General features: G+C 70.6%; 14 protein-coding genes. 4 read left to right on the forward strand and 10 right to left on the reverse strand.

Annotated elements, in window-relative coordinates; all coding sequences use genetic code 11:
• Positions 1 to 4: 4 nt before the first annotated feature.
• From AB0D53_RS16315 to AB0D53_RS16325, 3 genes are all read right to left on the reverse strand, one after another.
• Positions 5 to 1,531, reverse strand: coding sequence for an anchored repeat ABC transporter, substrate-binding protein (locus AB0D53_RS16315; RefSeq protein ID WP_362446144.1), 1,527 nt, complete (start codon positions 1,529 to 1,531; stop codon positions 5 to 7).
• Positions 1,528 to 2,670 (reverse strand): choice-of-anchor M domain-containing protein, encoded by a 1,143-nt coding sequence (locus AB0D53_RS16320; RefSeq protein WP_362446147.1) that lies wholly within the window; start codon positions 2,668 to 2,670, stop codon positions 1,528 to 1,530. The genes AB0D53_RS16315 and AB0D53_RS16320 overlap by 4 nt, the downstream gene beginning before the upstream one ends.
• Positions 2,671 to 2,766: 96 nt before the next feature.
• Positions 2,767 to 3,405, reverse strand: coding sequence for a choice-of-anchor M domain-containing protein (locus AB0D53_RS16325; protein ID WP_362446150.1), 639 nt, complete (start codon positions 3,403 to 3,405; stop codon positions 2,767 to 2,769).
• 552 nt (positions 3,406 to 3,957) lie between these two features.
• On the opposite strand from AB0D53_RS16325, the gene AB0D53_RS16330 reads away from it, so the two are divergent.
• Complete coding sequence (locus AB0D53_RS16330; protein ID WP_362446153.1) at positions 3,958 to 4,635, forward strand: HdeD family acid-resistance protein; 678 nt, start codon at positions 3,958 to 3,960, stop codon at positions 4,633 to 4,635.
• Positions 4,636 to 5,344: 709 nt separating this feature from the next.
• Here AB0D53_RS16330 and AB0D53_RS16335 read toward each other — a convergent pair.
• From AB0D53_RS16335 to AB0D53_RS16350, 4 genes are all read right to left on the reverse strand, one after another.
• Entirely contained in the window at positions 5,345 to 6,064 is a 720-nt protein-coding gene (locus AB0D53_RS16335) for a zf-HC2 domain-containing protein (RefSeq protein ID WP_362446157.1), read from the reverse strand.
• Positions 6,061 to 6,633 carry a sigma-70 family RNA polymerase sigma factor gene (locus tag AB0D53_RS16340; RefSeq protein WP_072489594.1) on the reverse strand — a complete coding sequence of 191 codons (573 nt, stop codon included), beginning with the start codon at positions 6,631 to 6,633 and terminating at the stop codon, positions 6,061 to 6,063. The genes AB0D53_RS16335 and AB0D53_RS16340 overlap by 4 nt, the downstream gene beginning before the upstream one ends.
• Before the next feature lie 122 nt (positions 6,634 to 6,755).
• A complete protein-coding gene (locus AB0D53_RS16345) occupies positions 6,756 to 7,754 on the reverse strand; it encodes a DUF1996 domain-containing protein (protein ID WP_362446161.1) in 999 nt (332 codons plus the stop codon).
• 87 nt (positions 7,755 to 7,841) lie between these two features.
• The gene (locus tag AB0D53_RS16350; protein WP_362446164.1) at positions 7,842 to 8,768 is read right to left on the reverse strand and encodes a CHRD domain-containing protein; all 927 of its coding nucleotides are present in this window, start codon (positions 8,766 to 8,768) and stop codon (positions 7,842 to 7,844) included.
• Between the two features lie 204 nt (positions 8,769 to 8,972).
• Between AB0D53_RS16350 and AB0D53_RS16355 the strand changes: the two genes are divergently transcribed.
• The 3 genes from AB0D53_RS16355 to AB0D53_RS16365 all read left to right on the forward strand — a co-directional run bounded on the left by AB0D53_RS16355 (position 8,973) and on the right by AB0D53_RS16365 (position 10,650).
• The gene (locus AB0D53_RS16355; RefSeq protein WP_362446167.1) at positions 8,973 to 9,470 is read left to right on the forward strand and encodes a hypothetical protein; all 498 of its coding nucleotides are present in this window, start codon (positions 8,973 to 8,975) and stop codon (positions 9,468 to 9,470) included.
• 141 nt (positions 9,471 to 9,611) lie between these two features.
• Positions 9,612 to 9,944, forward strand: a complete 333-nt coding sequence (locus AB0D53_RS16360; protein WP_362446171.1) for a hypothetical protein — start codon at positions 9,612 to 9,614, stop codon at positions 9,942 to 9,944.
• A gap of 79 nt (positions 9,945 to 10,023) precedes the next feature.
• Entirely contained in the window at positions 10,024 to 10,650 is a 627-nt protein-coding gene (locus AB0D53_RS16365) for a hypothetical protein (protein WP_362446174.1), read from the forward strand.
• Positions 10,651 to 10,827: 177 nt separating this feature from the next.
• On the opposite strand, the gene AB0D53_RS16370 is transcribed toward AB0D53_RS16365, so the two are convergent.
• The 3 genes from AB0D53_RS16370 to AB0D53_RS16380 all read right to left on the reverse strand — a co-directional run bounded on the left by AB0D53_RS16370 (position 10,828) and on the right by AB0D53_RS16380 (position 21,799).
• Complete coding sequence (locus AB0D53_RS16370) at positions 10,828 to 15,216, reverse strand: FtsK/SpoIIIE domain-containing protein (RefSeq protein ID WP_362446177.1); 4,389 nt, start codon at positions 15,214 to 15,216, stop codon at positions 10,828 to 10,830.
• A gap of 95 nt (positions 15,217 to 15,311) precedes the next feature.
• Positions 15,312 to 15,608, reverse strand: a complete 297-nt coding sequence (locus AB0D53_RS16375; protein WP_362446180.1) for a hypothetical protein — start codon at positions 15,606 to 15,608, stop codon at positions 15,312 to 15,314.
• Between the two features lie 98 nt (positions 15,609 to 15,706).
• A complete protein-coding gene (locus tag AB0D53_RS16380; protein WP_362446183.1) occupies positions 15,707 to 21,799 on the reverse strand; it encodes a hypothetical protein in 6,093 nt (2,030 codons plus the stop codon).
• Positions 21,800 to 21,939: the final 140 nt, after the last annotated feature.

A 21,939-nucleotide genomic window follows, 5' to 3' on the forward strand; every position in this document is an offset into this window, starting at 1 on the left:
GGACTCAACTCCCCTCCCGGCCCAGGCAGCGGGCCAGTTCCTTCGCGTTGTGGCGCATCATCGAGACGTAGTCGTGGACCTTGTCGTCGAAGGAGTCGCCGTAGATCGTGCAGATGCTGACGCCCTCGTCCTCGGCGACCCGGCGCAGGACGTCGGCCCGGGCGGCCAGGTTGGGCTCCAGGAAGACCGCGGGGACCTTCTTCTCCCGGATGGTGTCGCGGAGTTTCTCGACCTCCGTCGCGCTCGGTTCCCGGTTCGGCACGGGTACGACGAAGCCGGCGACCTCCATGCCGTACGCCTCCGCGAGGTAACCGAAGGCGTCGTGTGTGGTGATGAGCTGCCGGTTGACCTCGGGCACGGTCGCGAGCGTCCGGGCCATGTGGTCGTCCAGCTCGGCCAGTTGCTTGAGATAACGCGCCGCGTTCCGCTCGTAGGCGGCCTTGCCCTTCGGGTCGGCCTTGATCAGCTCGGCTTCGATGCGACGCACGTACGCCTCGGCGTTGGCGACGTCCTCCCAGGCGTGGGGGTCCATCTCCCCGTGGACGTGCTTGCCGATGACCGCCTGCGGCAGCACCCAGATGTCCGAGCCCGGCGCGCCCAGGAATCGGAAGGCGCCCTCCTTGGGCACGGTCTCCTTGGCCCGGTCGGGTACGGACAGGACGACGGAGTCGGCCGGGTGGTGCATCCGCTTCCCGGTGGACGGGTCGTCGGAGCGGACGTACACGGATTTCGTAGCGGCGTTGAGCGCGACGTCCGCGTGTCCGCCGTCGAGCACCTTCTTCCCGGCCGGGACCGGGGTGTCGCCGACCGCGAAGGTGATGGTGCCGCCGCCGATCGGTGCCGTCTTCCCGTCCAGGGTCTCCGTGCGTCCCCGCACGGTGAGCCGGTACGTGCCCGGATTGCTGAACACCCAGTTGACGTGGGTGTGCGCCTCGGGCGGCAGGGCGAAGGAGTCCTTGGCGTCGAGCCCGTCGGTCGAGTCGACGTAGCTCTGCGGGTCGCCCAGGGTGTCCGTCAGGTAGACGTGCAGGTCGCCCGGCCCTTTCAACCTGGTGGCGGTGGTACGGACCTGGGAGCCGTCGCCCGTGACCTCGCCCTCGACGGCCCAGCCCAGCCACAGCACGTCGAGGCCCAGGTCTTCCTTCAGCTTGATGACCTTGCCGCCGTACTGCTCCAGCTGCTCGCTGATCGCCACCTTGGGCGTGCCCTTGCGGCTGTTGGTGTGGATCATCTTCATGATCCCGGGCTCCTCCAGCAGGAGTCCGTTGCTGAAGACCAGGTCGGACCTCACGACCCTGGCGGCGTCGCCGGGGCTCGGCTCGTAGGAGTGCGGGTCGCCGTGGTGGGGCACCACCGACCTCACGTCGACACGGTCGCCGCCGACGTTGCGGACGAGGTCGGCGATGATCGCGGTGGTGGTGGACACCGTCAGCTCGGCGTCGCCGGCCCCGCCCCCGGCGCCCGGACCGCATCCGCTGCCCAGGAGGCCGGCCGCGACGACGCCCGCGACGGCCGTACGGATCCGCCTCATCGAACGGTTTCCTTCCGCCGGTTGCGCCGGACGAACAGAACGGCCGTGCCGCCCGCCACTACCGCGGCGAGGGCGATCCCGGAGGGGAGCGCCACACCCGCGCCGGTCTTGGCCAGGCTCCCGCCCGTGGTGGTCCCGGACCCGGTGCCCCTGCCACTGCCGCCACCGCCGGTGGGCGGAGCAACCGGGGCCGACGACCTGGTGGCCGACGGTGTCGGGCTCGCGGTGATGGACGGTGTCGGGCACGCGCTCGGGTCGTGCGACGGGTTCGCCGTGGCGGTGGCGGTGGCAGTGGGCGTGGAAGTGGCAGTGGGCGTGGAAGTGGGGGTGGGCGTGGAAGTGGGGGTGGGCGTGGAAGTGGGGGTCGGCGTGGGAGTCGGGGTCGGCGTGGGCTTGGGCGTGCCGTCTCCCGGTACGACCGTCGACGGGTCCACGTCGCCGACGGCCACGGCGAGGGTCTCGCGGTCGGTGACCTTCTGCCCGGACGACAGGGTGGTGCTCATCTCCATCGTGATCCGGTAGACACCCTTGGTGTTGAAGATCCACAGTGGGTGGGCGTGCGTGTTCGCGGGCAGTTCGACCGAGCCGGGGCCGGACTTGGCGCTGTCGATGGTGACGCCGATGCGCACTCCGAGGTCAGGGTCGTCCTCGAACTGGCCGAGGACGAAACGGCCTGGACCCTCGATCTTCGGGAAGGTGACCTTTACCGGCGCCGTGACGTCGGCGGGGAGGATCTCCATGGTGTTCCAGCCGGGCCACAGCAGCCCTTCCTTCACCTCGAAGTCCTTGTCGACCCAGAGGCTTTCCCCGGGCTCGCCGAACCCCTCGAACTGGGGAACCTCCTCGCGCGGCGGGATGACGAGCTCGTGTCGCGGATCGAAGTGCAGCAGTACGTCCGAGGGTTCACGCCATACGGGCTTGCCCGCGACGGTCCCGTCCTTGATCCGGTACTCGAGCCGTCCGTCCTCGAGGCGTGCCGCCATGTCCAGGTGGCCGCCGTTGAGCACGACGCGCTCTCCGGGCGGCGCCTCTCGGGGCGGGTCCTCGGTGGCGAGCGCCAGGGGTGCCGAGCCGAGCAGGGACAGAACGGCCGTCAGGGCGGCGGCATGTGTCGTACGTCGCGACAGTGAAGCCCGCATGCGGGGCGTCTCCTTCGAGCGGTGAGGTCAGTGGATCACGGGCCGTGCCGGGGCGGGCGGCTGCCAAGAGCCCGCCCCGGCACGGAGGCCGAAGGATCAGCCGGCCTGGAAGGTGTAGGTCGCCGTGGTCGGGCCGACGGGGGTGCCGTTCGTCAGAGTGCCGCTGACGTCGAAGGTCGCGGTGTAGGTACCGGCCTTGGTGAACACCCAGTTGGCGTGGTCGTGCGAGCCGGCCACGACGTCCTTCGTGTTGGTGAGGGCCGCGTCACCGCTGTCGTAGTAGCGGTTGTTCTTGGGGCAGAGACCGTCCTTGTAGACGGTGATCTTGCCCGGGCCGGTCACCGACTTCAGCTTGACCTGCACCTTGTCGTTCTGGAACACGCCGGTGGACAGGTGCTCGCCGGAGATGCCGGGCCACAGCAGGTTGGCGTTCTGCAGCTGCGGGAGCCGGTAGACGGTCGAACCGGCGGTGCCCAGGTGGCTGTAGCAGGTGCCGCTCGGAACGGTGTACGCGGAGGCGGGCAGAGCCTGCAGCAACACGTCGGCCGGGGCGTATTCGACGTCCGGGGTGACCGACTCGTCGTGGACGTGCAGGTCGAGGGCGCCGGCGGCGTACTCGACGTCGAGGACGTCGACGTGTCCCTCGGACAGCGTGGTCCCGGCCGCGTGGGCAGCGGTGAGCCCACCGACTGCGACGGCGGCGGCTACGGAGCCGGCCACGGTGAGAGTGCGCATGAAGGTACGCAAAAGAAAGCCCCCCTTGAGAGCGTTGAATGAGCACGAAGAAGTAAGACGATAATCGTTTTCATTTGAATGTGGCAAGGGGGTCTGACGGCTGTCGTGGGGTCTCCTGGGTCTGGCGGCGGGAACCCTGACCGGAAAGCCTCGCGGGCATCGATCGGGCGGGGTTCGGGCTTTGCCCGACGTGGGCCGGCTGATCTCACACCGTGTCAGGTCTGTTCCCCGTATGGGTGCCAGGACCACGCTGTGGCCGCACTGTCACACCGTGCCGACCGCGGCGAATCCGGCAGGAAAAGTTCAGGTGCTGGTCGAGCACTTCCCCTGCAACGCGCGCACGAGGCCTACCAGATCCTGCACAACGGCAGGATCCAAGGACGTGCCGTCATCAGCCCCCACACGTGGCTGCCGTCGCCAACCCGAAGGGGACACTCGGAATGCCTCTTGGGCCACGGACCCTGGCCCTTCCACCGAGCAGCATGGGGCTGATCGGGTGACGATGGACATGTACGGACGTGACCATGCTGCTCCCAGTAGGAGACAGGTGCCATGACATCCCCTTCCGATTCCCCCGGCCCCGTTCCGCCACGCGGCACCGAACCACAAGAGGGCCGCCTGACCGAAGGCATGCCCGCCCTGGCGAACATGGGCTGGCAGATCTTGCTCACCATGGGCCTCGCCGCCATAGCCCTGGGCGTCATCGCCCTGGTCTGGCCGAGCGAGACGCTCCGTGTCGTCGGGGTGCTCTTCGGTGTGTACCTGCTGGCCACCGGTGTCTTCCAACTCGCCGCCGCCTTCGGCACACACGTCCCCCGGCATCTTCGGGTACTGCACTTCGTCACCGGCGCGGCCTCCGTCCTCCTGGGACTGATCTGCTTCCGGGGCCCCCTGGAGTCGATCTTTCTGCTCGCCCTGTGGATCGGCTTCGGCTGGCTGATGCGAGGCACCCTGGAGACGGTCGCTGCGGCCTCCGATAAGGCCATGCCGGCCCGCGGCTGGCACGTGGCCTTCGGCATCATCGGCACTATGGCCGGCATCGTGATGATCATCATGCCGTTCGCCTCCATCGCGACACTCACCCTGGTGGTGGGCGTCATGGCCATAGTTCTGGGCCTGACCGAGGTGGTACGCGCCATCATGACACGCGTCGCGATCGGCCATCGGGCTGTCGGCACGGCCACCCAGCGGCGCCCCCTGTTCCACGCACGTCCGCACCCCCAGCACTGATCGGTGGGCGGATCGGCCGGACGCGGCGAGTGGCGACATCGCGCAACCTCCGCGGGTCGTCGGCCGGCGAGCGGTCCTTCACGTTCATGGCAGTAGCGCGCGGTTGTGGTGGTGGTCCTGGCGTCGCGCGTCGCGCCCGATCTGCCGGGGCAACGCACTCAGGTTCCGCTCGAGCCAGAGAGGTGGAGAAGCCATTCACGGCGTGACCACGTGGCCGCAGCCGAGGTGCTCGGTCAGCTCGACGACCAGGGTCCGCTCGACCGCTGCCCGTAAGGCGGAGCCGTCGACCCGGGCGCGCCGGGACCTCCGGGGGACTGCGAGGTCGGCCCGCCATCCGGCGGGTGGTCCGGTCTGAGACTGACTCCGGTGAGCCGTTCCCGGCCGTCGGGCCGTCGGGCCGTCGGACCGCCGGGCAACTGGCTCGGCGCAGCAGCGACGGGCGTCCTCGGCGAGATGCCGCGCCCCCAGCCATCGCCGGACGCGCCGCGCTCTGCGTCGCCCTCGCCCCGCTCGCGGGCAATCGTCCGGCTTGTCACGGCCGTGGCCCCCTGGCGGTGGCGCGCCCGTACTCGGGACATTTCCCTCGCGGGGCGGGCCGGGCGGTCGCGTCGGCCGTGGACCGCGGACGTACGCGGCGGTGGGGTGGCCCCACTCCCCGGGTACGTCCTCGGCGCGGCAAGGGCATGCGCTGTGCGGGCCCGGCGCGTACTCAGATCCTGACCTGTACGTACTCCTTGCCCTTGTCGTTCTCGACCACGACCTTCTCGACGTCGTCCATGGGGACGGCTGCCGAGCCGTCGAGGTTCGCCCCCTTCTCCTTGTCGGCGACCAGCCAGCTGCCGGCGATCTCGCGCTTGCCGCTCTTCGCCACAACCACGATGCGGCAGCGCTCTCCCGCCGGGATGCCGGTGACCGAGGCGTTGAGGCGGATCCAGTCGACTGCCGGGGTCACCTTCAGGCGCACCTCACTGCCGGTCCTGGTGCTGTGGCCCTCGACGACCTTCACGCTCCCCGGCGGCGTGGCCGGCGCGGTGGCCGTGACCGAGGGCGCCGACGGGCGGGCCTCCAGGGCGCGGCCGTCGCCGGTGTTCTGCCCGATCAGTATGCCGCCACCGAGCACGGCGCCCGCCGCGACCGCAGCGACCGCGCCCAGGACCGCTCTTCGCCGCAGCGTCTGCCCGGCACGTTCGCTGCGGACCTGCCTCAGCGTGCGCTGAAGCAGCAGGTCACCGCCTTCCGGGGGCCCGTCGAGGAACGCCTCCGGGGGCACTTCGCCGAGCGCGGACTCCATCTCCCGCAGCCCGTCCAGTTCGTCGCGGCACTTCTGGCACGACGCCATGTGTTCGTCGACGGTTCGCACCTCCTGCTCATCGAGCGCGCCGAGGACATAGGCGCCGAGCAGTTCGCTGTCGTGTTCCCTGGTGCTCACACCGCCACCCCCTTCAACGCCACCAGCTTCACTGCCTTCGGTCTGTCCGCGTACATGTCCCGCAGGGCTTTCAACGCATAGTGTGACCGGGACTTGACCGTCCCGGGTGGTATCCCGAGCCTGTTCGCCGCCTCGGCGACGCTCCTGCCCTGGAAGTAGATTTCCATGAGCACGTCCCGGTGGTCCGGGGAGAGCCGGTCGAGCGCCTCCATGACGACCATCGAGTCGACCACGGCGTCCGCGTGGTCCTGCTCGACGGGCTGGGTGGTCACCGACTCGGCGACCTCCGTGGGGCGCGCGGCCTTGGCCCGGTACCGGTCGGTGATGATGTTGCGGGCCACGGTGAGCAGCCAGCCGCGTACCGAGCCCTTGCCGTTGACCAGCGCGTCCGGGTGTTTCCAGGCCCGGATCAGGGTTTCCTGGACCACGTCCTCGGCGGCGCTGCGATCGCCGGTCAGGCGTTGCGCGTACGCGAGCAGGGCTCTGCCGTGTTCCTCGTAGAGGGACCGGATCAGTGCCTCGTCACCGGTGTCCTGTCTCTGCCGGCTGCGGGACCACAATGCCGCCATCCATCTTCTCCGTCCTCTCCTGGGCCGATGCGCTGAACACGGACGGCGGGCCGGGCCGGTTCAATCCCCGGTGGATGTGAGCTGAATCACAGCCTGGTCGGGGGTCGTGCGAGGGGTCCTGGTCACCCCGCCTTGCACTGCCGGTCCTCGTTGATGCAGCGCACCAGCTCCGCCATGTGGTCCCCGGTCATCACGTTCACGAACATCGCGTGGTCGGTGATCGGATCGCGCAGCTGCTCCGGGAAGGAGTCGACGGCGAACGGCGTGCCCTCCGGGAGTTCGTAGGTGAGGGTGACGCGCAGTTGCGGCACGGGGAACGTGGCCCGCGGACAGGTGCCGTCGGCGGCGGGGAACTGCGCGTGCGCGCGGTGGTCGGGGCTGTCGGTGGCGAGGCCGTTCCAGCAGCTCGGGAAGTCCAGGGTGCGGGTCGGTCCGCTGCCCTGCGGGCAGCGTACGTAGTTCCGGGCGAACCGGTCCGGGTAGCCGGAACAGCCCCACTGCGCACGGACGTTCGTGCTGTCCGTGGTGGCCGCGACCGGGTCGCCCGTGATCAGCCGGATGAATCGGGGCATGCCGACCACCGAGCTGACCGGGTTGCCGCGGAACTCCACCCGCACCGAGGAGGCGGTGACGGCCTCGCCGGTGTTGCCGTGGGCGCCGAGGCCGGCCTTGTGGGCCTCGCCGGTGCGGTCGAGTCGGCGCAGCACCGGCCAGTAGTACGTGGACCGGTCGCCGCCCGCACAGGTGGTCCTGGCGGTGGCCAGACTCCGGTCGGTGGAAAGGGCGTCGGTGGAGAGATTGCCGACGTAGTCGTGGGTGTGGTGGGCGCCGTTCACGACGCCCGGGGAGGTCACGACGTTGTCCATGTTGTAGTGGCCCTGTTCGTTGCGGCCGCAGTCGACGGTGTACGAGCCGGTGGACGCGTCGGGTCCGGCAGCGGGCCGCTGGGTCGGCGCAACGGTTCCGATGTCCACATACTTGCTGTCAGCGGGCGCGTTGGGCACCCTGGCGGCCCCGTCGGCGCCGAATGTCATGACGCCGAGGAACACGACCAGCCCGAGCGCCACGGGAAGAATCCCCCAGAGCAGGCGGGAGTCGGAGAAGAGCAGCTTGATCCGCACGCAAGCAGAGTGGCACCAGGGACCGGGTCAGGCAAGATTGCCCGCAATTCACCCGCCGAACCTCCATCAACTCCCTTCCGGTGAACGTCAGAGGAACAACTGCCCCCGTACGGCGCCGTCGGGGAACTCCCGGGTCTGCACGTTCGAGTAGAAGCTGGTCGGGCTCCCCTTCAGGCGCGCGATCAGTTCCGCGTCGGGGGTGCTGACGCTGCCGGAGACCGCAAAGACGTTCTTCGGTACGGGAGTGACGAACAGCGGGAGCCGTACGTCGCCGTTCTCGCCGAGCACCCCCTCGTGGATGTGTCCGGCCAGCGGCGCCCCGATGTTCACCCAGGCCATGGAGTAGTCGACGCGGTCCGGCCTCGGGTGCAGGAACGTGGTGCTGTGCCCGTCCGGGTCGCCCGCCTTCCCGGTGTCGTCGGCCGGGATCTCCTGGCCGCCGTCCGCGAGCGCGCGCAACTTGCCGCCCCTGATGATGCTGAGCGGGTTCACCGGCTTCTCCAGGAGCCTGAGCTGTCCGCGCACCCCGCGGCCGGGGGACTCCTCGGAGTGCAGGTCGATGTAGAAGCCGCCGGGGTCGGTGCGCAACCGCCGGGCGAGCGCGGCGGAGGACATCGAGGTCTGCCCGGCGGCGGAATTCACGGAGGCGGGCATGGCCGTGCCGAACAGCTCGGCCTTCACCCCGCCGTCACGGCCGGCCCGGCCCTGGTGGAGATGGGCGCGCGCCGGCCTGCCGATGCCGTTCCAGGTGAGGGCGAAGGTGACACGGTCGCCCTTGACCTTGATGAGCGCGACGGCCTTGCCGTCCTCGGCGGGCCCGTCCTTCTTCCGCACTCCCTCGTCACCGGTGAGCCGGGCGATCAGGGAGACGGCCGGCGCCCGAGCCGCTTCGGCGGCGGCCGTCGAGACCCGGGCGCCGGGGCCGTCCTCGGCCGATGCCGGGGCCACACCGGCGAAACCGGTGAGACCGGCGACGAGCACGGCGACGCTCGCCGCGACAGTGAGCCTGCGCATGTCTTTCGTCCTTCCGGGAGTTGGGCTTCCAGGGCCCTTCGCGTCGACCAACGGACGGACGGCACGAACGGTTCAACGCCGTCCGCGATTCGGGGGCGTCGGCAGACGGGACGGCGTTCGCTGAACCCGTACGGCGGGCGGCACGTGTGGGCCACGGGGAAATCGCCCCGCCGCTTTTCACGATGTACGAGAGAGGTCATCACCATGCGCGCACGCAAGGCTCTGTTCGCGATCCCGCTGGCCCTGGCACTTGTCGCCTGCGGTGCCGGGAGCGACGGCGGCACCGACAGTGGCACCGGCGGCCACAAGGCGCCGGGCAAGGCAGTGTCCGGCAGGGCGGCGCCCGGCACCGAGGTCACCGTGGCGGACGTCGGGCTCGGCTCCGTCCTGGTCGACGGTCAGGGCCGCACCCTGTACGCCTTCACCAAGGACAAGGAGGCCACCAGCAACTGCGACGCGGAGTGCATCGCCGTGTGGCCCGCGCTGACCAGCCCCTCTCCTGCCGACGCGGGCAAGGGCGTCAAGAAGTCGCTGCTGCGCGAGGCGAAGCAGTCGGGGGGTGCCGTGCAGGTCACGTACGGGGACTGGCCGCTGTACTACTACGTCGGCGACATGGCGCCCGGTGATGTCAACGGGCAGGGCCTGGACGGCGAGTGGTTCGCCGTGTCGCCCGACGGGAAGCTGGTCCGCAAGTCCGCGTGACCGTCTCCGCGGCCCGGTCCCATGCCGCTCCGTGTCCCGTACGCCCTTGCTCCGGCGGGTCGTTGAACCGTTCCGCGTCCACGGTCGTTCCTGGAGCGGGGCGGAACACGCCCGCCGGACGACGCGTACGAGGGAGGAGCCTTGGCCGAGATCGAGATGCCGGGAGACGAGGTGCAACGTCTCGGTGAGCTGCTGGGCCGGGTGGTGGATCTCATCGACACCCGGCCGTCGGGCTACAACCCCGCGGACGTAGGCCCACCACTGGTGCGCCCAGGCACCAACTTCGACGACGCCTGGAAGGACGGGCGCGTGCAGGTCAAGCGGAACAGCAAGGACCTCAAGGAGGGCTGCGATGCCATCGTGAAGGCCTTCGCCGAATTCGACACCAAGATGGGCTCTGCGCTGAAGAAGGGCGGCAGCCAGAGCGGCGGCGACACAACACCCTCCGGGGGCGGCCCCCGGCCGTCGTCCTAGGACGACGGCCTCATCGCTTCCCCCTTTCCGCCTGGCCCGACACGAGCCCGGCCCGAAACGAACTGAGGAGAACGGTCCCATGACCGCTGGTTCGCACACCTTCGGGATCGCCATCCCGGAGAACTGGACGGAGTACGACCTGCACGGCGACACGCTCGCCGAGCGCCGCGCCGAGATGCTGCGGCACGCTCCGCAGAAGGAGACCCGGGACGCCATCAACCACACGTTCCGCAGCGCGCGGCGCATCATGGAGGGCGCCCGCATGCGCGGCGCCGTCTATGCGGCGGGCACCACCGCCATGTATGAGGACGGCCTGCTGATGGCCGGGCTCATGGTGTTCAGCGTGAATTCGCCGCCCGGTGAGGACTTCTCCGCCAGGGGCATCGCCGAACAGTTCTCGGCCACCGGGGGCCGCCGCCGCGAGGGCACCACCCGGACCCTCACGACGGCGACGCTGCCGGGTGTCGGTCCGGTCGGCCGGATGACCGGCATCGAGGAGACGGAGATCTCCGACGGCATCTCGTACAAGATGGTGGTGACGCACACGTTCGTGCCGGTTCCCGGTGGTGAGCGGGTCCTGATCATCACCTGCTTCAGCCCGAACCTCCCGCTCGCCGAGCCGCTGTGCGACCTCTTCGACGCCATCACCTCGACGTTCGCTTTCGGTGAGGAGGCGCCGGTGGCCGCCGGCGCGGCGGCCACCTGACCGACGTCGGCCCCGCACAGGGCCCGGCCGTTCCTGGGAGGAACGGCCGGGCCCTCTTCTTCGTGTGTGCCGAAGGCCGGAAGGCCTCCGCTCCCCCCGGTGGCCGGAGGGGAGCGGAGGCCTTCCGGCCTTGCTCTGTGGTGCGGTGCGACGTGGTGCGGTACGCCGTACTGCCGGTCAGTCCACCGTCGTCGCGGGCACGCGGACCGTGGTGAAGCGGCCGTCGCCGAGCTGGAGATGGGCGCGGCCGGGTTCGCTGTCCTGGCCCATCAGGCCGCGTGGCAGACGGGCGCCGACGAGTTCGCCGTCGCCCATCAGGCGGGGCACGAGCAGGGCGCCGCACCGGTTGCGGCGTACGGCGGCCTGCCAGCCGCCGATGCCGCCGAGCAGCGCCTCGTTGTTGCCGGCCACGATGAGGCCCCAGCCGTCCCCGGCGCTGCCGCGGGCGAGCGCGACGAAGTCGGTGTCGAGCTCGGAGTTGATCATCATTTCCGCGTCGTCGACGAGGATGGCTCCGGCGGGGCTGTCCACCTTGCCGAGTGCGGCGCGGAAGTCGGCGACCGCGACGTCGACGTCGGTGAAGACCTCCACGACGCCGGGCTGTCCGGCGAGGCCGCGCAGCGGCGAATTGCGTGGCGCGATCACCACGATCTTCGTGCCGGACTCGGTCAGCGACTTCGCCATGGTGAGCAGCACCGTGCTCCGGCCGGACCTCGGCGGACCGGCGACCACGAAGGACGGCACCTGCGACAGGTCGGTGCCGATGGCGGCGAGTTCGTCGCCACCGACGCCGATCATCGCCCACAGTGGGGAGGTGTTCCGCGGCTTGCGGGCGAGGGCGTCCGCGAAGTCCAACTCGTCGGGCAGGACGTCCACGCGGAACGGCCTGCGCCCGGCGGGTACGTCGGCGTCGCGTTCCGCGACCCGTTCGGCGAGTGCGCCGAGTGCCTGGGCCTGGCCCGCGCCGGTGGCGTCGGTGCCGTCGGTGCCGGGGATCAGCGCGACCTGGGCGCTGTTGGTGTCCCTGGCGAGGACACCGCGGCCGGCCGGGAGGTCCTCGGGGACATTGCGGGCGTTGAGGCCCACCATGGAGTAGTCGGAGCGGTCGTTGAGGCGCAGGACGAGCTTGTCCTCGGTGGAGGCGGAGAACCGGCTCTGGCCGAGGATGCGGTCGCCGGACAGCACCAGGTGCACGCCGACGCTCGCGCCCTCGCGCATCAGGAGGGTCATGGCGTCCATCAGGCTGCCCTGGTCGTAGTTGGCGAAGTCCCGCTCGAACGCCTCGAACCGGTCGACGAGCAGCAGGATGTGCGGGGGCCGCTCCGCCTCGGGCAGGGCGCGGCGCAGCTCGGTGAGGTCGGCGACGCCCCGCCTGCCGAGGAGTTCACGGCGTCGCCCGACCTCGGCGACCAGGCGGTTGAGGAGGCGGGCCACCCGCTCGACCTGGCCCCGGTCCACCACGGCACCGCAGTGCGGCAGCCCGCTGAGGGCCTGGAGGGCTCCGTTGCCGCAGTCGAGTCCGTACAGGTGGACGTCGGCGCAGCGGTGCGCGCCGGTGAGAGCGGCGGCAAGGGTGCGCAGCGTCTGGGACCGTCCGCTGCGCGGTGAGCCGACGATGTACAGATGGCCCATCTCATCCGCGTCGAAGGCGAGTTGGCGCTGGGCCTGCTCGGTGGGTACGTCGATGAGACCGTACGCGACCGGGGCGAGCCGGCCGTCCTCGGCCGCCTCGGGAGGCGTGGGCAGGTCGGTGAGGGTAAGAGTGTCGGGCAGCGGGGGCAGCCAGGGGCGGCGGGCGGGCGGTACGGCGAGCTGGGTGGCCGCGTCGCGTACCGCGTCGACCAGGACCGACAGGTCGGTGACCGGCTGGAAGGTGTCCTCCTGGGCGTCCGGCCTGGGTATCGGGGCGCCGAGGGCCTCCCAGTGGAGTTCGGTGAGCACCGGCGCCGGGCGGTCCTCGTCCGTGTCCGAGGCGTCGAGGCGGCGGCCGCCGATCCGGCCGGTCTGGAACGGCAGCAGCGCCGCGTGGCCGAGCTTGGCGTGGGCGCGGCCAGGGGTGCGGGGCGAGAGCTGCCCGGAGTCGGGGGCGTCGATGATGTCGCGGCTCTCGCTGGTGTCGGTGGTGCGCAGCGCGATCCGCAGGTTGGTGTTGGCGCGGATGTCGGCGGTGACCGCGCCGGAGGGCCGCTGGGTGGCGAGGATCAGGTGGATGCCGAGGGAGCGGCCCCGCTGGGCGATGTTGACGAGTCCCGAGACGAAGTCGGGGAGTTCGCGCACCATCGAGGCGAACTCGTCGATGACGAGGACGAGCCGGGCCATGGGGGCGAGTTCGGGGCGGCGGGTGCGCTTGTCGGTGTAGTCGTCGATGTCCTTGGCCCCGGCCTCGGCGAGGAGGTGTTCGCGTCGCTTGAGTTCGGCACCGAGGGAGACCAGGGCCCGCCCCACGAGGTGGGTGTCCAGGTCGGTGACCATGCCGACGGTGTGCGGCAGGTCCTCGCACTCGGCGAAGGCGCTGCCGCCCTTGTAGTCGACGAGGACGAAGTTCAGCTCGTCGGGCCGGTTGGCGACGGCGAGGCTCGCCACCAGGGACTGGAGCAGTTCGGACTTGCCGGATCCGGTGGTGCCCGCGATCAGGCCGTGCGGCCCGTCGGCGGCCAGGTCGACGGCGAACGGGCCGTCCACGCCCTCGCCGATCACGGCGCGGGTGCTGCGGGCGGCGATCACCCAGCGCGCGGCGACGGCGTCGGGGGTGGGCGGTTCGAGACCGAGTACGTCGAGGAGCCGGGCGGAGGCGGGCAGCAGGCTCTCGTCGGCGTCGTCGCCCACGTCGCGGATCGGCGCGAGCGCGCGGGCCACGCCCACGCACCAGGAGCGGGCCGGCGCGTCCATGCGGACCTCGTCGACGGGGTCGGCGCTGTCCTGCTCGGCGCGCAGCCACTCCGGCCCGGCCACGGCCACGGCGCGGCACTCCTCGGGCAGGAGCCGGGCCTCGTCGTCCACGCAGAGCGTGTACACGCCGACGGCCGGTCCGTCGCGGAGGATCTGGATGACGCCGGGCAGGGAGCGCAGTCTGCGGGCGCCGTCGAGGACGACCAGGACATCGGGTTCGCCCACGGCTCCGCCACGCGGTGCCCGGTCGCCGGCCGCCTGCCGGGCGGCGATCACGGTGGTGAGTTCCGCGATGCGGCGGCCCACGGACTCGGCGCTCGCGCCGACCAGGGAGATGGTGTCCTCGCCGAGCGGCGCGCAGTGCGGCAGCCAGTGCACCCAGGACCAGCGGTCCGCGCCGCCCGTGCCGGACAGTACGCAGATCCGCAGGTCGGAGGGGCTGTGCAGGACGGCGGCCTGGGCGATCAGCCAGCGCACCAGCGGCTCGGCGGTGTCGCCTCCGGCGACGCCCATGACGCCCGAGGAGCGCAGCGGCACGGTCACGGGCACGGAGTGCGTGGTGCGGTCGACCCGGCGGCGGTGTTCCGGCTCGGCGGGGTCCTGGAGCTCCACGTAGGCGGGGCGGTCGGCGACGCCGAGCCGCATCAGCAGGAAGTCGTCGTCGCGCCAGCGGCGCTCCCACAGCCGCTGTCGCGGGCCGGTGGCGATCAGCAGGGCCGACGCCGGGTCCGGGGCGGCGAGGCGCCGGGCGTGCTGTTCGGCGAGCACCGCCTCGTCCACGTCCTGTTCCAGGACGGCCTTCTTCTCCTCGTACTCCTTGAGCTGGTCCTCGTAACTCTCCTTGCCCCGGCGCTTGTTGGAGAACTGGGAGACGAGGGCGACGACCGGGGAGAGGACACCGAAGATCAGGAACCTGGGGTTGTTGAAGATGACGAACGAGACGCCGGCCATCATCAACGGCGCGAAGATCAGCACGAACTGGAGCTTGTTACGGGTGGGCTTGCCGGGCGGGACCGGGAGCTGGAAGCGGTTGTTGACCGGCGGGGGCAGCAGCCGGGGCGGCCGGTTGTAGTCGAGCCCCACGCCGTCGTCGGAGGGCTGGAGGGCGGCGTCGGGCACGGAAGGCGCGGCCAGTTCGAGCAGGGCCGGGCCGACGGTGAGGACGCCGCCGAGCGGCCAGTCCGTCCAGTCCCGCGCCTCGGTGCCGTCCCGTGTGACGCCGTCCTGGTCGACGGAGCGTACGGTCGCGGTGCCGTCGGCGTGCACCTTCAGGCGCGCCGCGGTCTTCGCGAGCCCTTCGGCGCGGAGCTGGATGCGGCAGGACGCGGCGGAGCCGATCTCGTAGTCGCCGGGCGACAGCCGGAACACCAGCCCGGCGTCGGCGCCGCCGATGCCGCGCAGTTCCACGACGCCGTCCGGCTCCGGGCCCGCCTCGGGTGCGGGGGCGTCCAGGGACAGCAGGCTGCCGGAGCGCAGGGCGGCGGCGGCCATCGGCTGGTCGGCGGGGAGCGGGGTGGCCCCGTGGTACAGGACGGGCGGGGTGTCCGGGGTGCCGCCTCGCAGCCGCCGGTGCAGTTGCGCGGCGAGTTCGCCCGCGGGGGCCTCGGGGTCGGCCTCGATCATGATGTCCGCGGTCTGACCCTGCTCCGGGTCGACGGCGGTGACGGTCAGACGCATCGTCAGTGCTCCTTGGGCACGGGGTCACCAGGTTGTGCGGGACATCGGCCGGGCCGGACCGGATAGGGGCCGGCCCGGCCGATGTCCGGGCGGGGTCACTTGCGGAGACTGGCACCCATCTCGGAGTCGAACTGGGTCATGCCCTCGCCGTACTTCTTGATGTACTCGGAGATGCCGGTGAGGCCCTCGGTGACCTTGCCGTAGTTGTCCGTGTACTCCTGCACGAAGGGCTGGAAGTCGCTCTTCGCCGAAGGGGTGTTGTAGCCGTCGGCGGTGAGCGCGTCCAGGTCCGACTTGATCTTGTTGAGCTGGGCGACCGCGATCTCGTACTCGTTCATGGTCTGCGAGGCGGCGGCGCTGGTCTTCTCGTCGTTGACGATGTAATCGGCCATCGGAATGTCTCCTGTTTCCAAGTCGGTGATGCGGATGGGTATTTCAAGGACCATTTCGTGGACCCGCGCCCTACACACGACGGGTGCGGTCATTCGGTTCAGACTTTGATGGGGACTTCCTCCGGCGGATTCGCCAATTCGGTGTCCTGGTTGGAGTTGACGGCGCCGATGGTCTTCGTGGGGAGCGAGGAGAGCGGCACCTCGGGGCCCTTGGTCTTGAATCCGTGGTCGTTCTCGACCTTCTTGCCGGCCAGCGAATTGCCCACGCCGTAGCCGAGTTTGATGCCTGCGTTCTCCAAGGTGGTCTGCGCGTCGGCGCCCTTGGCGCCCACCTCGTAGCCGAAGTTGACGGCCTGGCCGACGGCGCCCTTGAGGATGCTGGTGAGGGCCTCGTAGCCGTATTCGTGGAGTTCGGTGACGGAGGTGGGGCCGCCCGCGTAGGCGTGGTAGTCGTGGATCGGGGTGTGCTGCTCGTTGAAGGAGCCGTTGGCGTCGACCTCGGTGAGGGTCTTGCCGTTGGCGTCCTTCACCTGCGCGGAGCCGTTGTTGTTGACCTTGACGTCGAACGTGGCCGGGTTGCCGTTGTTGTCGGTCGTGGTGACGGTGCCTTCCACGCCGTCCTTGGTGACGGTGAAGGTGGTGTTCTCGCCGCCCGCGTTGTTGCTGAACGTGGTGGTGCCGTCCGGGTTCTGCGTGATGGTGACGTTGCCCGCCTGGTCGGTGGTGGTGGCGCCGCCGTTGGCGAAGGTGGTGGTGGCCCCGCCGCCGTCGGGGGTGACGACGGGCGCCGCGCCCTGTCCGCCGGTGAAGGTGGTGTTGTTGCTGAAGGTGGCCTGCGGGGGCCCGGCGGGCCCCTCCTGTCCTGCTCCGGGTTGCGCCTGAGCCACACCGGGCCCGGTGAGGCTGCCGTCCGGTCCGACGGTGACCGTGTCGCCGGGCTGGTTGCTGCCGGGCACGGACACGTCGAAGCTGCCGTCACCGTTGGCCTTCACGTCGAACGGGCCGCCGTGGACGGTGGAGGCGCCCTTGCCGCCGACCGGGATGTCCGCGGTGGGGCCGCCGCCGTTGCCGCCGACCGTGAAGGTCTCGGGGCCCGGCGCGGGGCCGCGGTCGTAGGGGTTGTGCGGGCCGTCCAGGATGTCGGACTTCTGGCCCGGCGTACCGGCGTTCTCCACGTCGCCGGGGCTCTTGCCGATGCTGGTGTTGTTGGTGTCGACGCTGGTGTTGCCGCCGTAGAAGCCGTCGTGCTGGACGACGGGGCCGCCGCCGGGCGTGGGCACGGTGATGCCGCTGTTGCCGTCGCCGGTGACGGTGCTGATGGTGGTGTTGCCGGGGTTGTTGCCGATGGGGTTGCCCGCCGTGTCGATCGGAAGGTTGGTGACCGGGTCGACGTGGGTGCCGGAGGGGCCGAGGCCGGTGACGCCGCCGGGGGCGAAGGTGCCGGTGGCCGGCCCGTACGTGACGGAGAACTCGCCGTCGGGTCCGCCCGGGTTCGGGCCGTGCACGACGGTGCTGCCGGGCTCGTGGACCGGGTCGGCGCCGTGTGTGGTGATCGTGGGTCCGTCCGGGCCGTTGGACAGGGTGTTCTGGCCGCCGGTCATCTCCGGTGAGCCGAACAGGCCCCAGCCCTCCTGCTGCGGGGTGTTCACCGTCACCTGGGTGTTGGTGCCGGTGATGCCGGCGCCGCTCGGCGAGTTGTCGACCGTGGCTTGGCCGTTGTTGTCGATGGTGTGGCTGACGCCGGAGTCGTGGTGGACGGTTGTGGTGGCCGGGCCGGTGCCGTCGTTGCCGATGGTGGTCGTGAACCCGTCGCTGGTGAATGTGGTGGTCTGTCCGTCCGACGAGATGGTGGCGCCGTTGTTGTTCGTGATCGTGCTCGGGGCCGGTGCGGGCACCGGTCCGCCGCCCGCGATGTTCTGGGGCGGCGGCGGCACCTTCGCCTGGGCCCCGTCGGGGGTCTGTGCGGTGATCGTGCCGTCGGCGCCCGAGTTGACGGTCGTGGGCGGCCCGCCTGGTGCCTGGTTGTGGGTGACGGTGACATCGCCGCCCGGCTTGACCGTGGTGTCGACGCCCTGGGTGTTGACGCCGTTGGTGCCGACATCGGCCTGCGCACCGCCGGCCGAGGTGTCGGTGAAGGTGGCCACGGGGTTGTTGTTGGCGTCGGTGTTGGCGGTGATGGTGACCGGGCCGTCGGTGACGGTGCCGGTGTTGTCCACGCTGAAGTTGCCGTTGTTGTCGGCGGCGGTGGTGCCGTTCGCCCCGGTGACGACGGTGCTGTTGGGGCCTGCCGGGGCGTTGTTGCTGATGGTGCCGTCGTTGTTGATCGTGCTGTTCGCCGTGTTGTTGCCGTTGACGTCCGTCTGGGCGCCGTTCCCCGTCAGGGTGGTGCTGCTGCCGCCGGATGTGGTGACCTGCGTCGGGTTGCCTCCGTCGGCCGGGTTGACGGTGACCGAGGCGGGCCCGCCCTGCGGTCCGACCGTGGTCGGGCCGTTGCCACCCGTACTCACCGACGTACCGTTCTGACTGACGGTCGTGACACCGTTCGGACCCTGATTGACCTGGACCGGGTTGACGGTTCCCACGCTGCCGCCGGTGCCGTTCGGGCCGTGACTCGCCTGGATCGGACCATGGCTGACGGTCGTGGTGCCGTTGTTGTCGAGCGTGATCGTGGTGTTGTCCGGGCCGCCCGTGTTGACCGTCTGGGTGCCGGTTCCGCCGGGCGCCGACTTGGTGACGGTGCCGTCGCCGTGCACGCTGGTGGTGCTGCCGTCGGCGGTGGTGACCTGGGCGGGGTTGCCGCCCGAGGGCGGTTTGACGGTGACGGAGGCGGGCCCGCCCTGCGGTGCGACCGTGGTCGGGCCGTTGCCACCCGTACTCACCGACGTACCGTTCTGACTGACGGTCGTCACACCGTTGGGACCCTGGCTGACCTGGACCGGGTTGGCGGTGCCCACGCTGCCGCTGATGCCGTTCGGGCCGTGACTCGCCTGGATCGGACCGTTGTTGACGGTCGTGGTGCCGTTGTTGCCGACGGTCACCGTGGCGCCGTTCGGACCGTGGACGGTGACCGAGTGGCCGCCGCTGTTGTCCACGGAGATGGTGGTGTTGCCCGCGTTCACCGGATTTCCGGGGGTCGGCTGCGGAACGGCCGGCGCGACCGTATTGCCCTGCGCGTCCTTGGCCGTGATGGTGCCGCCGGCACCGACGTTGATCTCCTGGCCGCCGTGGGCGATGCTCGCCGAGCCGTCCTGGTTGACCGTGGTCGAGCCGCCGATGGTGACGCCGTCCGCGCCGTGGCTGATCCCGTCGACATGGAACTTGCCGTTCGGGTTGATGGTGAACGTGGTGCCGTCCGGAGAGCTGAACTTGACGTCGAGCGGCGAGAAGTCGACCTTGCCACCGGGGCCCGTGGCCGTGCCGCCGCCCTTGCCGTCCGTGGTGATCCCGTTGACGGTGACGCCGCCGTCCGGTCCCGCCGAGACCTGTGGCTGGCCGCCGGGCGGCGTCACGTCGAGGCCGCCGCCCGGCTTGGTGGTGACGGCGGTGCCGTCGGGGCCGTTGAAGGTGACCGGGGCCACGCCGTTCGGGCCCACGGAGATGTCCCCGTTCGGGTTGACCGTGATCGGCGGCTGGGTGCCGGAGGGGTTCAGGTCGAACTGTCCCTGCGGGTTGACGGCGATCGTTCCGCCGTCGGGCGTGCCGAACTTGATGTCGGCGGGCGAGAACGCCACGTTCCCCCCGCCGCCGGTGGCCGTACCGCCGCCACCGCCGTCGGTCGTGATGTTGCCGGTGGTGACACCGCCGTCCGGGCTGACCGAGACCTGCGGCTGACCGCCGGGCGGGGTCACGTCGAGCGAGTTGGCCGGACCGTTGAACTGCACCGTGTCGGGGGTGGGGCCGCCGGTGTTCACCGTGAACCCCGTGTTGTCGAGCGTGGTGGCGGCGCCGCCCGGCGTGGTGATGGTGGCGCCGCCGCCCGGCGGGATGCTGGTGCTGACGTTGGTGTCGGTGAAGGTGACCGGGCCGCCCGCGCCTGCCGGGGGCAGGTTGACGTTCTGGCCGCCGCCGTCGCCGTTGACGACGCTCACGTTGCCGTGGTTGCCGACGTTGGCCTGTGTGCCGTCCGGCAGGGCGAATCCGCCGCCGGGATTCCCCGCGTTGCCGTTGAGCGTGGTGTTGCCGAAGTTGATGTCGACGTTGCCGTCGGCGGGGTTGTGGGTCACCACCGGCTGGCCCGCCGGGGGGCCGTTGAACACCGAGTTGACACCGTTCGTGTTGTCCGCGCTGAGCCCGCCGCCGCCCACCGTCGTGGAGCCGCCGGTGTCGGTCACGGAGAGGCCGTTCGGGGTGGCGACCGTGTTGTTGTTCACGGTGAACTCCGGCGTGGGACCACCGCCGTCGCCGCCGGGCGAGCTGAACGTCGTGGTGCCGTCGGGTCCCTTGTTGACCTCGCCGAACGGTCCCGAGGTCGTGAAACCGCCGTTCGGGCCCAGCTCCGTGGAGAGCGCGGGCTTCTCGGAGTGCGCGGGCGCGAACTCGCCGCCGAGCCCGTCGAGGACCGTCTCCTTCGTGGTCGGGCCCTGGATCGGGGTGTCGATCGTCGTCGTGGTGCCGTTCGAGGTGATGACGTCCCCGTCCGGGCTCTTGATGGTGTTCGTGCCGTTCGAGGTCGTCGAGGTGAACCCGTCCGGCGTCGTGGTGGTCGTCGACGTCTCGGGGGCCGGGACTCCGAAGGGCAGGTCGTCGGGGGCCTGGACCTGGTCGGCCTTGGGACCGGGCGGGGTGATCTTCGTCTCGGTCTTCGCACCGTCCGGGGTCGTGACCTTCGTCTTGACCTCGCCCGTGCTGGGGTCCGACTTGGTCGTGCCGTTGATGCCGTGGAAGCCGGTCTTCTGCGCGCCCTTGGTGTCGTTGAACAGGACGTTGCTGGGTTTGAACTTGCCGTCGACGACACCGAGACTGTTCACGGAGAACGCCTTGTCGATGTTGCTCTTGAACTTGCCCTTGGTGGTGAAGGCGTCCTTGATGCTGGTGGCGAACTTCGTCCCGCCGAACAGGGTGAGGGCACCGGCCGTGGCGGCGCCGAGCGCGGCGCCGGTGGCGGCCGAGGCCGCGTCGAACTTCTTCCCGTCGACCGCCGCCGTGATCCCGCTCGCCAGGAATCCGAGGGAGAACTCGGTGGTCACATCGATCGCGAACTTGGCGCCGAGGGCCAGACCGGGGGACGTCTTGAGGCCCACGAGCCCCTTGGACAGCGGGTCGATGATCTTGCGGACGAACGTCGAGTTCTTCAGAGCAGCCGAGACGGCCCCGGACGCCGTCCCGACACCCTTCCCCACCTTGGCCAGGAACGGCGCGAACTTCGCCAGCTTGCCCGCCGCCCCGACGATCTTCCCGAGCCCGCCGAGCAGCACACCACCGGGCACGAGGGTGAGCAGGCCGATGATGATCTCACCGGCGTCGATCTTGCCCTGCGACACCATCCGGATCACCGAGACGGCGAACAGGATCGCGCCCAGGATGAGACCCACGATCGGGAAGAACACGGCGACGATGCCGATGATGACCCCGGCGATGATCTCCACCAGCGGGTTGTCCGCGAGGAAGTCACCGAACTGCTTGACCCAGTCCCGTGCGGGGATGGCCTGTTCGGCGGCTTCGTCGAGGATGACCGTGGCCTTGTTGGACCCGTCCTCGCGCATCCGCTGCGCCGCGCGGCCGAGCTCCTCGGCGGCGGACAGCGCCTCCTTCGCGGCGTTCACCTCGCCCTGCTGCGTCTGGTGGGTCTCGGCCTGTTCCGGAGTGGCGTCCGCCGCGAGCTCCGGGACCTCCGTCCTCGCGGTGCCGGCGACCTCCTCGCCCTGGTCGATGGCCCGGTCCAGCAGGTCCTGGGCGTCGGTGAGGGTGTTCGCGTACTCGTCGTAGGCGCCCGCGGCGGTACGGAAGGAGTCCCGGGTCTTCTCCAGGAGCCCCGGCAGGTCCTTGGTGATCCGCGTCTTCAGGGCGTCCATCGCCTGGCCCTTGCCCCGGCGCAGCGCCCCGTCGGCGCGCAGCAGATCGACCGCCTCGCCCGCCCCGTCGCCCAGCTCCTGATAGGTCCTGGCCAGTGTTCTGATCGCCTCCGGGTTCCCGGGGGTCGGGTCCTCCCCGAACCCGAGCACCTCCCAGCCCGTGGTGTGCCGACGCGCCATGTCCAACTCCTCTCGGCTGCACGCTCGTTCGGCACCTCCTAACGGGGCGGTCGACGTTTCGGTTCAGCTTGTTGAACCGCTCCGGGGATCCACGCGTGTGACGGCCGACGCATCTGCAGTGCGCGTCACCAGGCCCCGTA

The sequence above is a fragment of the Streptomyces sp. NPDC048295 genome (genome assembly GCF_040652135.1).
Taxonomy (GTDB): domain Bacteria; phylum Actinomycetota; class Actinomycetes; order Streptomycetales; family Streptomycetaceae; genus Streptomyces.

Coding starts and splice junctions, on each gene's coding strand:
- AB0D53_RS16380 (WP_362446183.1), bottom strand. CDS start 21,799: ATGGCGCGTCGGCACACCACGGGCTGGGAGGTGCTCGGGTTCGGGGAG.
- AB0D53_RS16350 (WP_362446164.1), bottom strand. CDS start 8,768: ATGCGCAGGCTCACTGTCGCGGCGAGCGTCGCCGTGCTCGTCGCCGGT.
- AB0D53_RS16330 (WP_362446153.1), top strand. CDS start 3,958: ATGACATCCCCTTCCGATTCCCCCGGCCCCGTTCCGCCACGCGGCACC.
- AB0D53_RS16355 (WP_362446167.1), top strand. CDS start 8,973: ATGCGCGCACGCAAGGCTCTGTTCGCGATCCCGCTGGCCCTGGCACTT.
- AB0D53_RS16315 (WP_362446144.1), bottom strand. CDS start 1,531: ATGAGGCGGATCCGTACGGCCGTCGCGGGCGTCGTCGCGGCCGGCCTC.
- AB0D53_RS16340 (WP_072489594.1), bottom strand. CDS start 6,633: ATGGCGGCATTGTGGTCCCGCAGCCGGCAGAGACAGGACACCGGTGAC.
- AB0D53_RS16375 (WP_362446180.1), bottom strand. CDS start 15,608: ATGGCCGATTACATCGTCAACGACGAGAAGACCAGCGCCGCCGCCTCG.
- AB0D53_RS16325 (WP_362446150.1), bottom strand. CDS start 3,405: ATGCGCACTCTCACCGTGGCCGGCTCCGTAGCCGCCGCCGTCGCAGTC.
- AB0D53_RS16370 (WP_362446177.1), bottom strand. CDS start 15,216: ATGCGTCTGACCGTCACCGCCGTCGACCCGGAGCAGGGTCAGACCGCG.
- AB0D53_RS16320 (WP_362446147.1), bottom strand. CDS start 2,670: ATGCGGGCTTCACTGTCGCGACGTACGACACATGCCGCCGCCCTGACG.
- AB0D53_RS16365 (WP_362446174.1), top strand. CDS start 10,024: ATGACCGCTGGTTCGCACACCTTCGGGATCGCCATCCCGGAGAACTGG.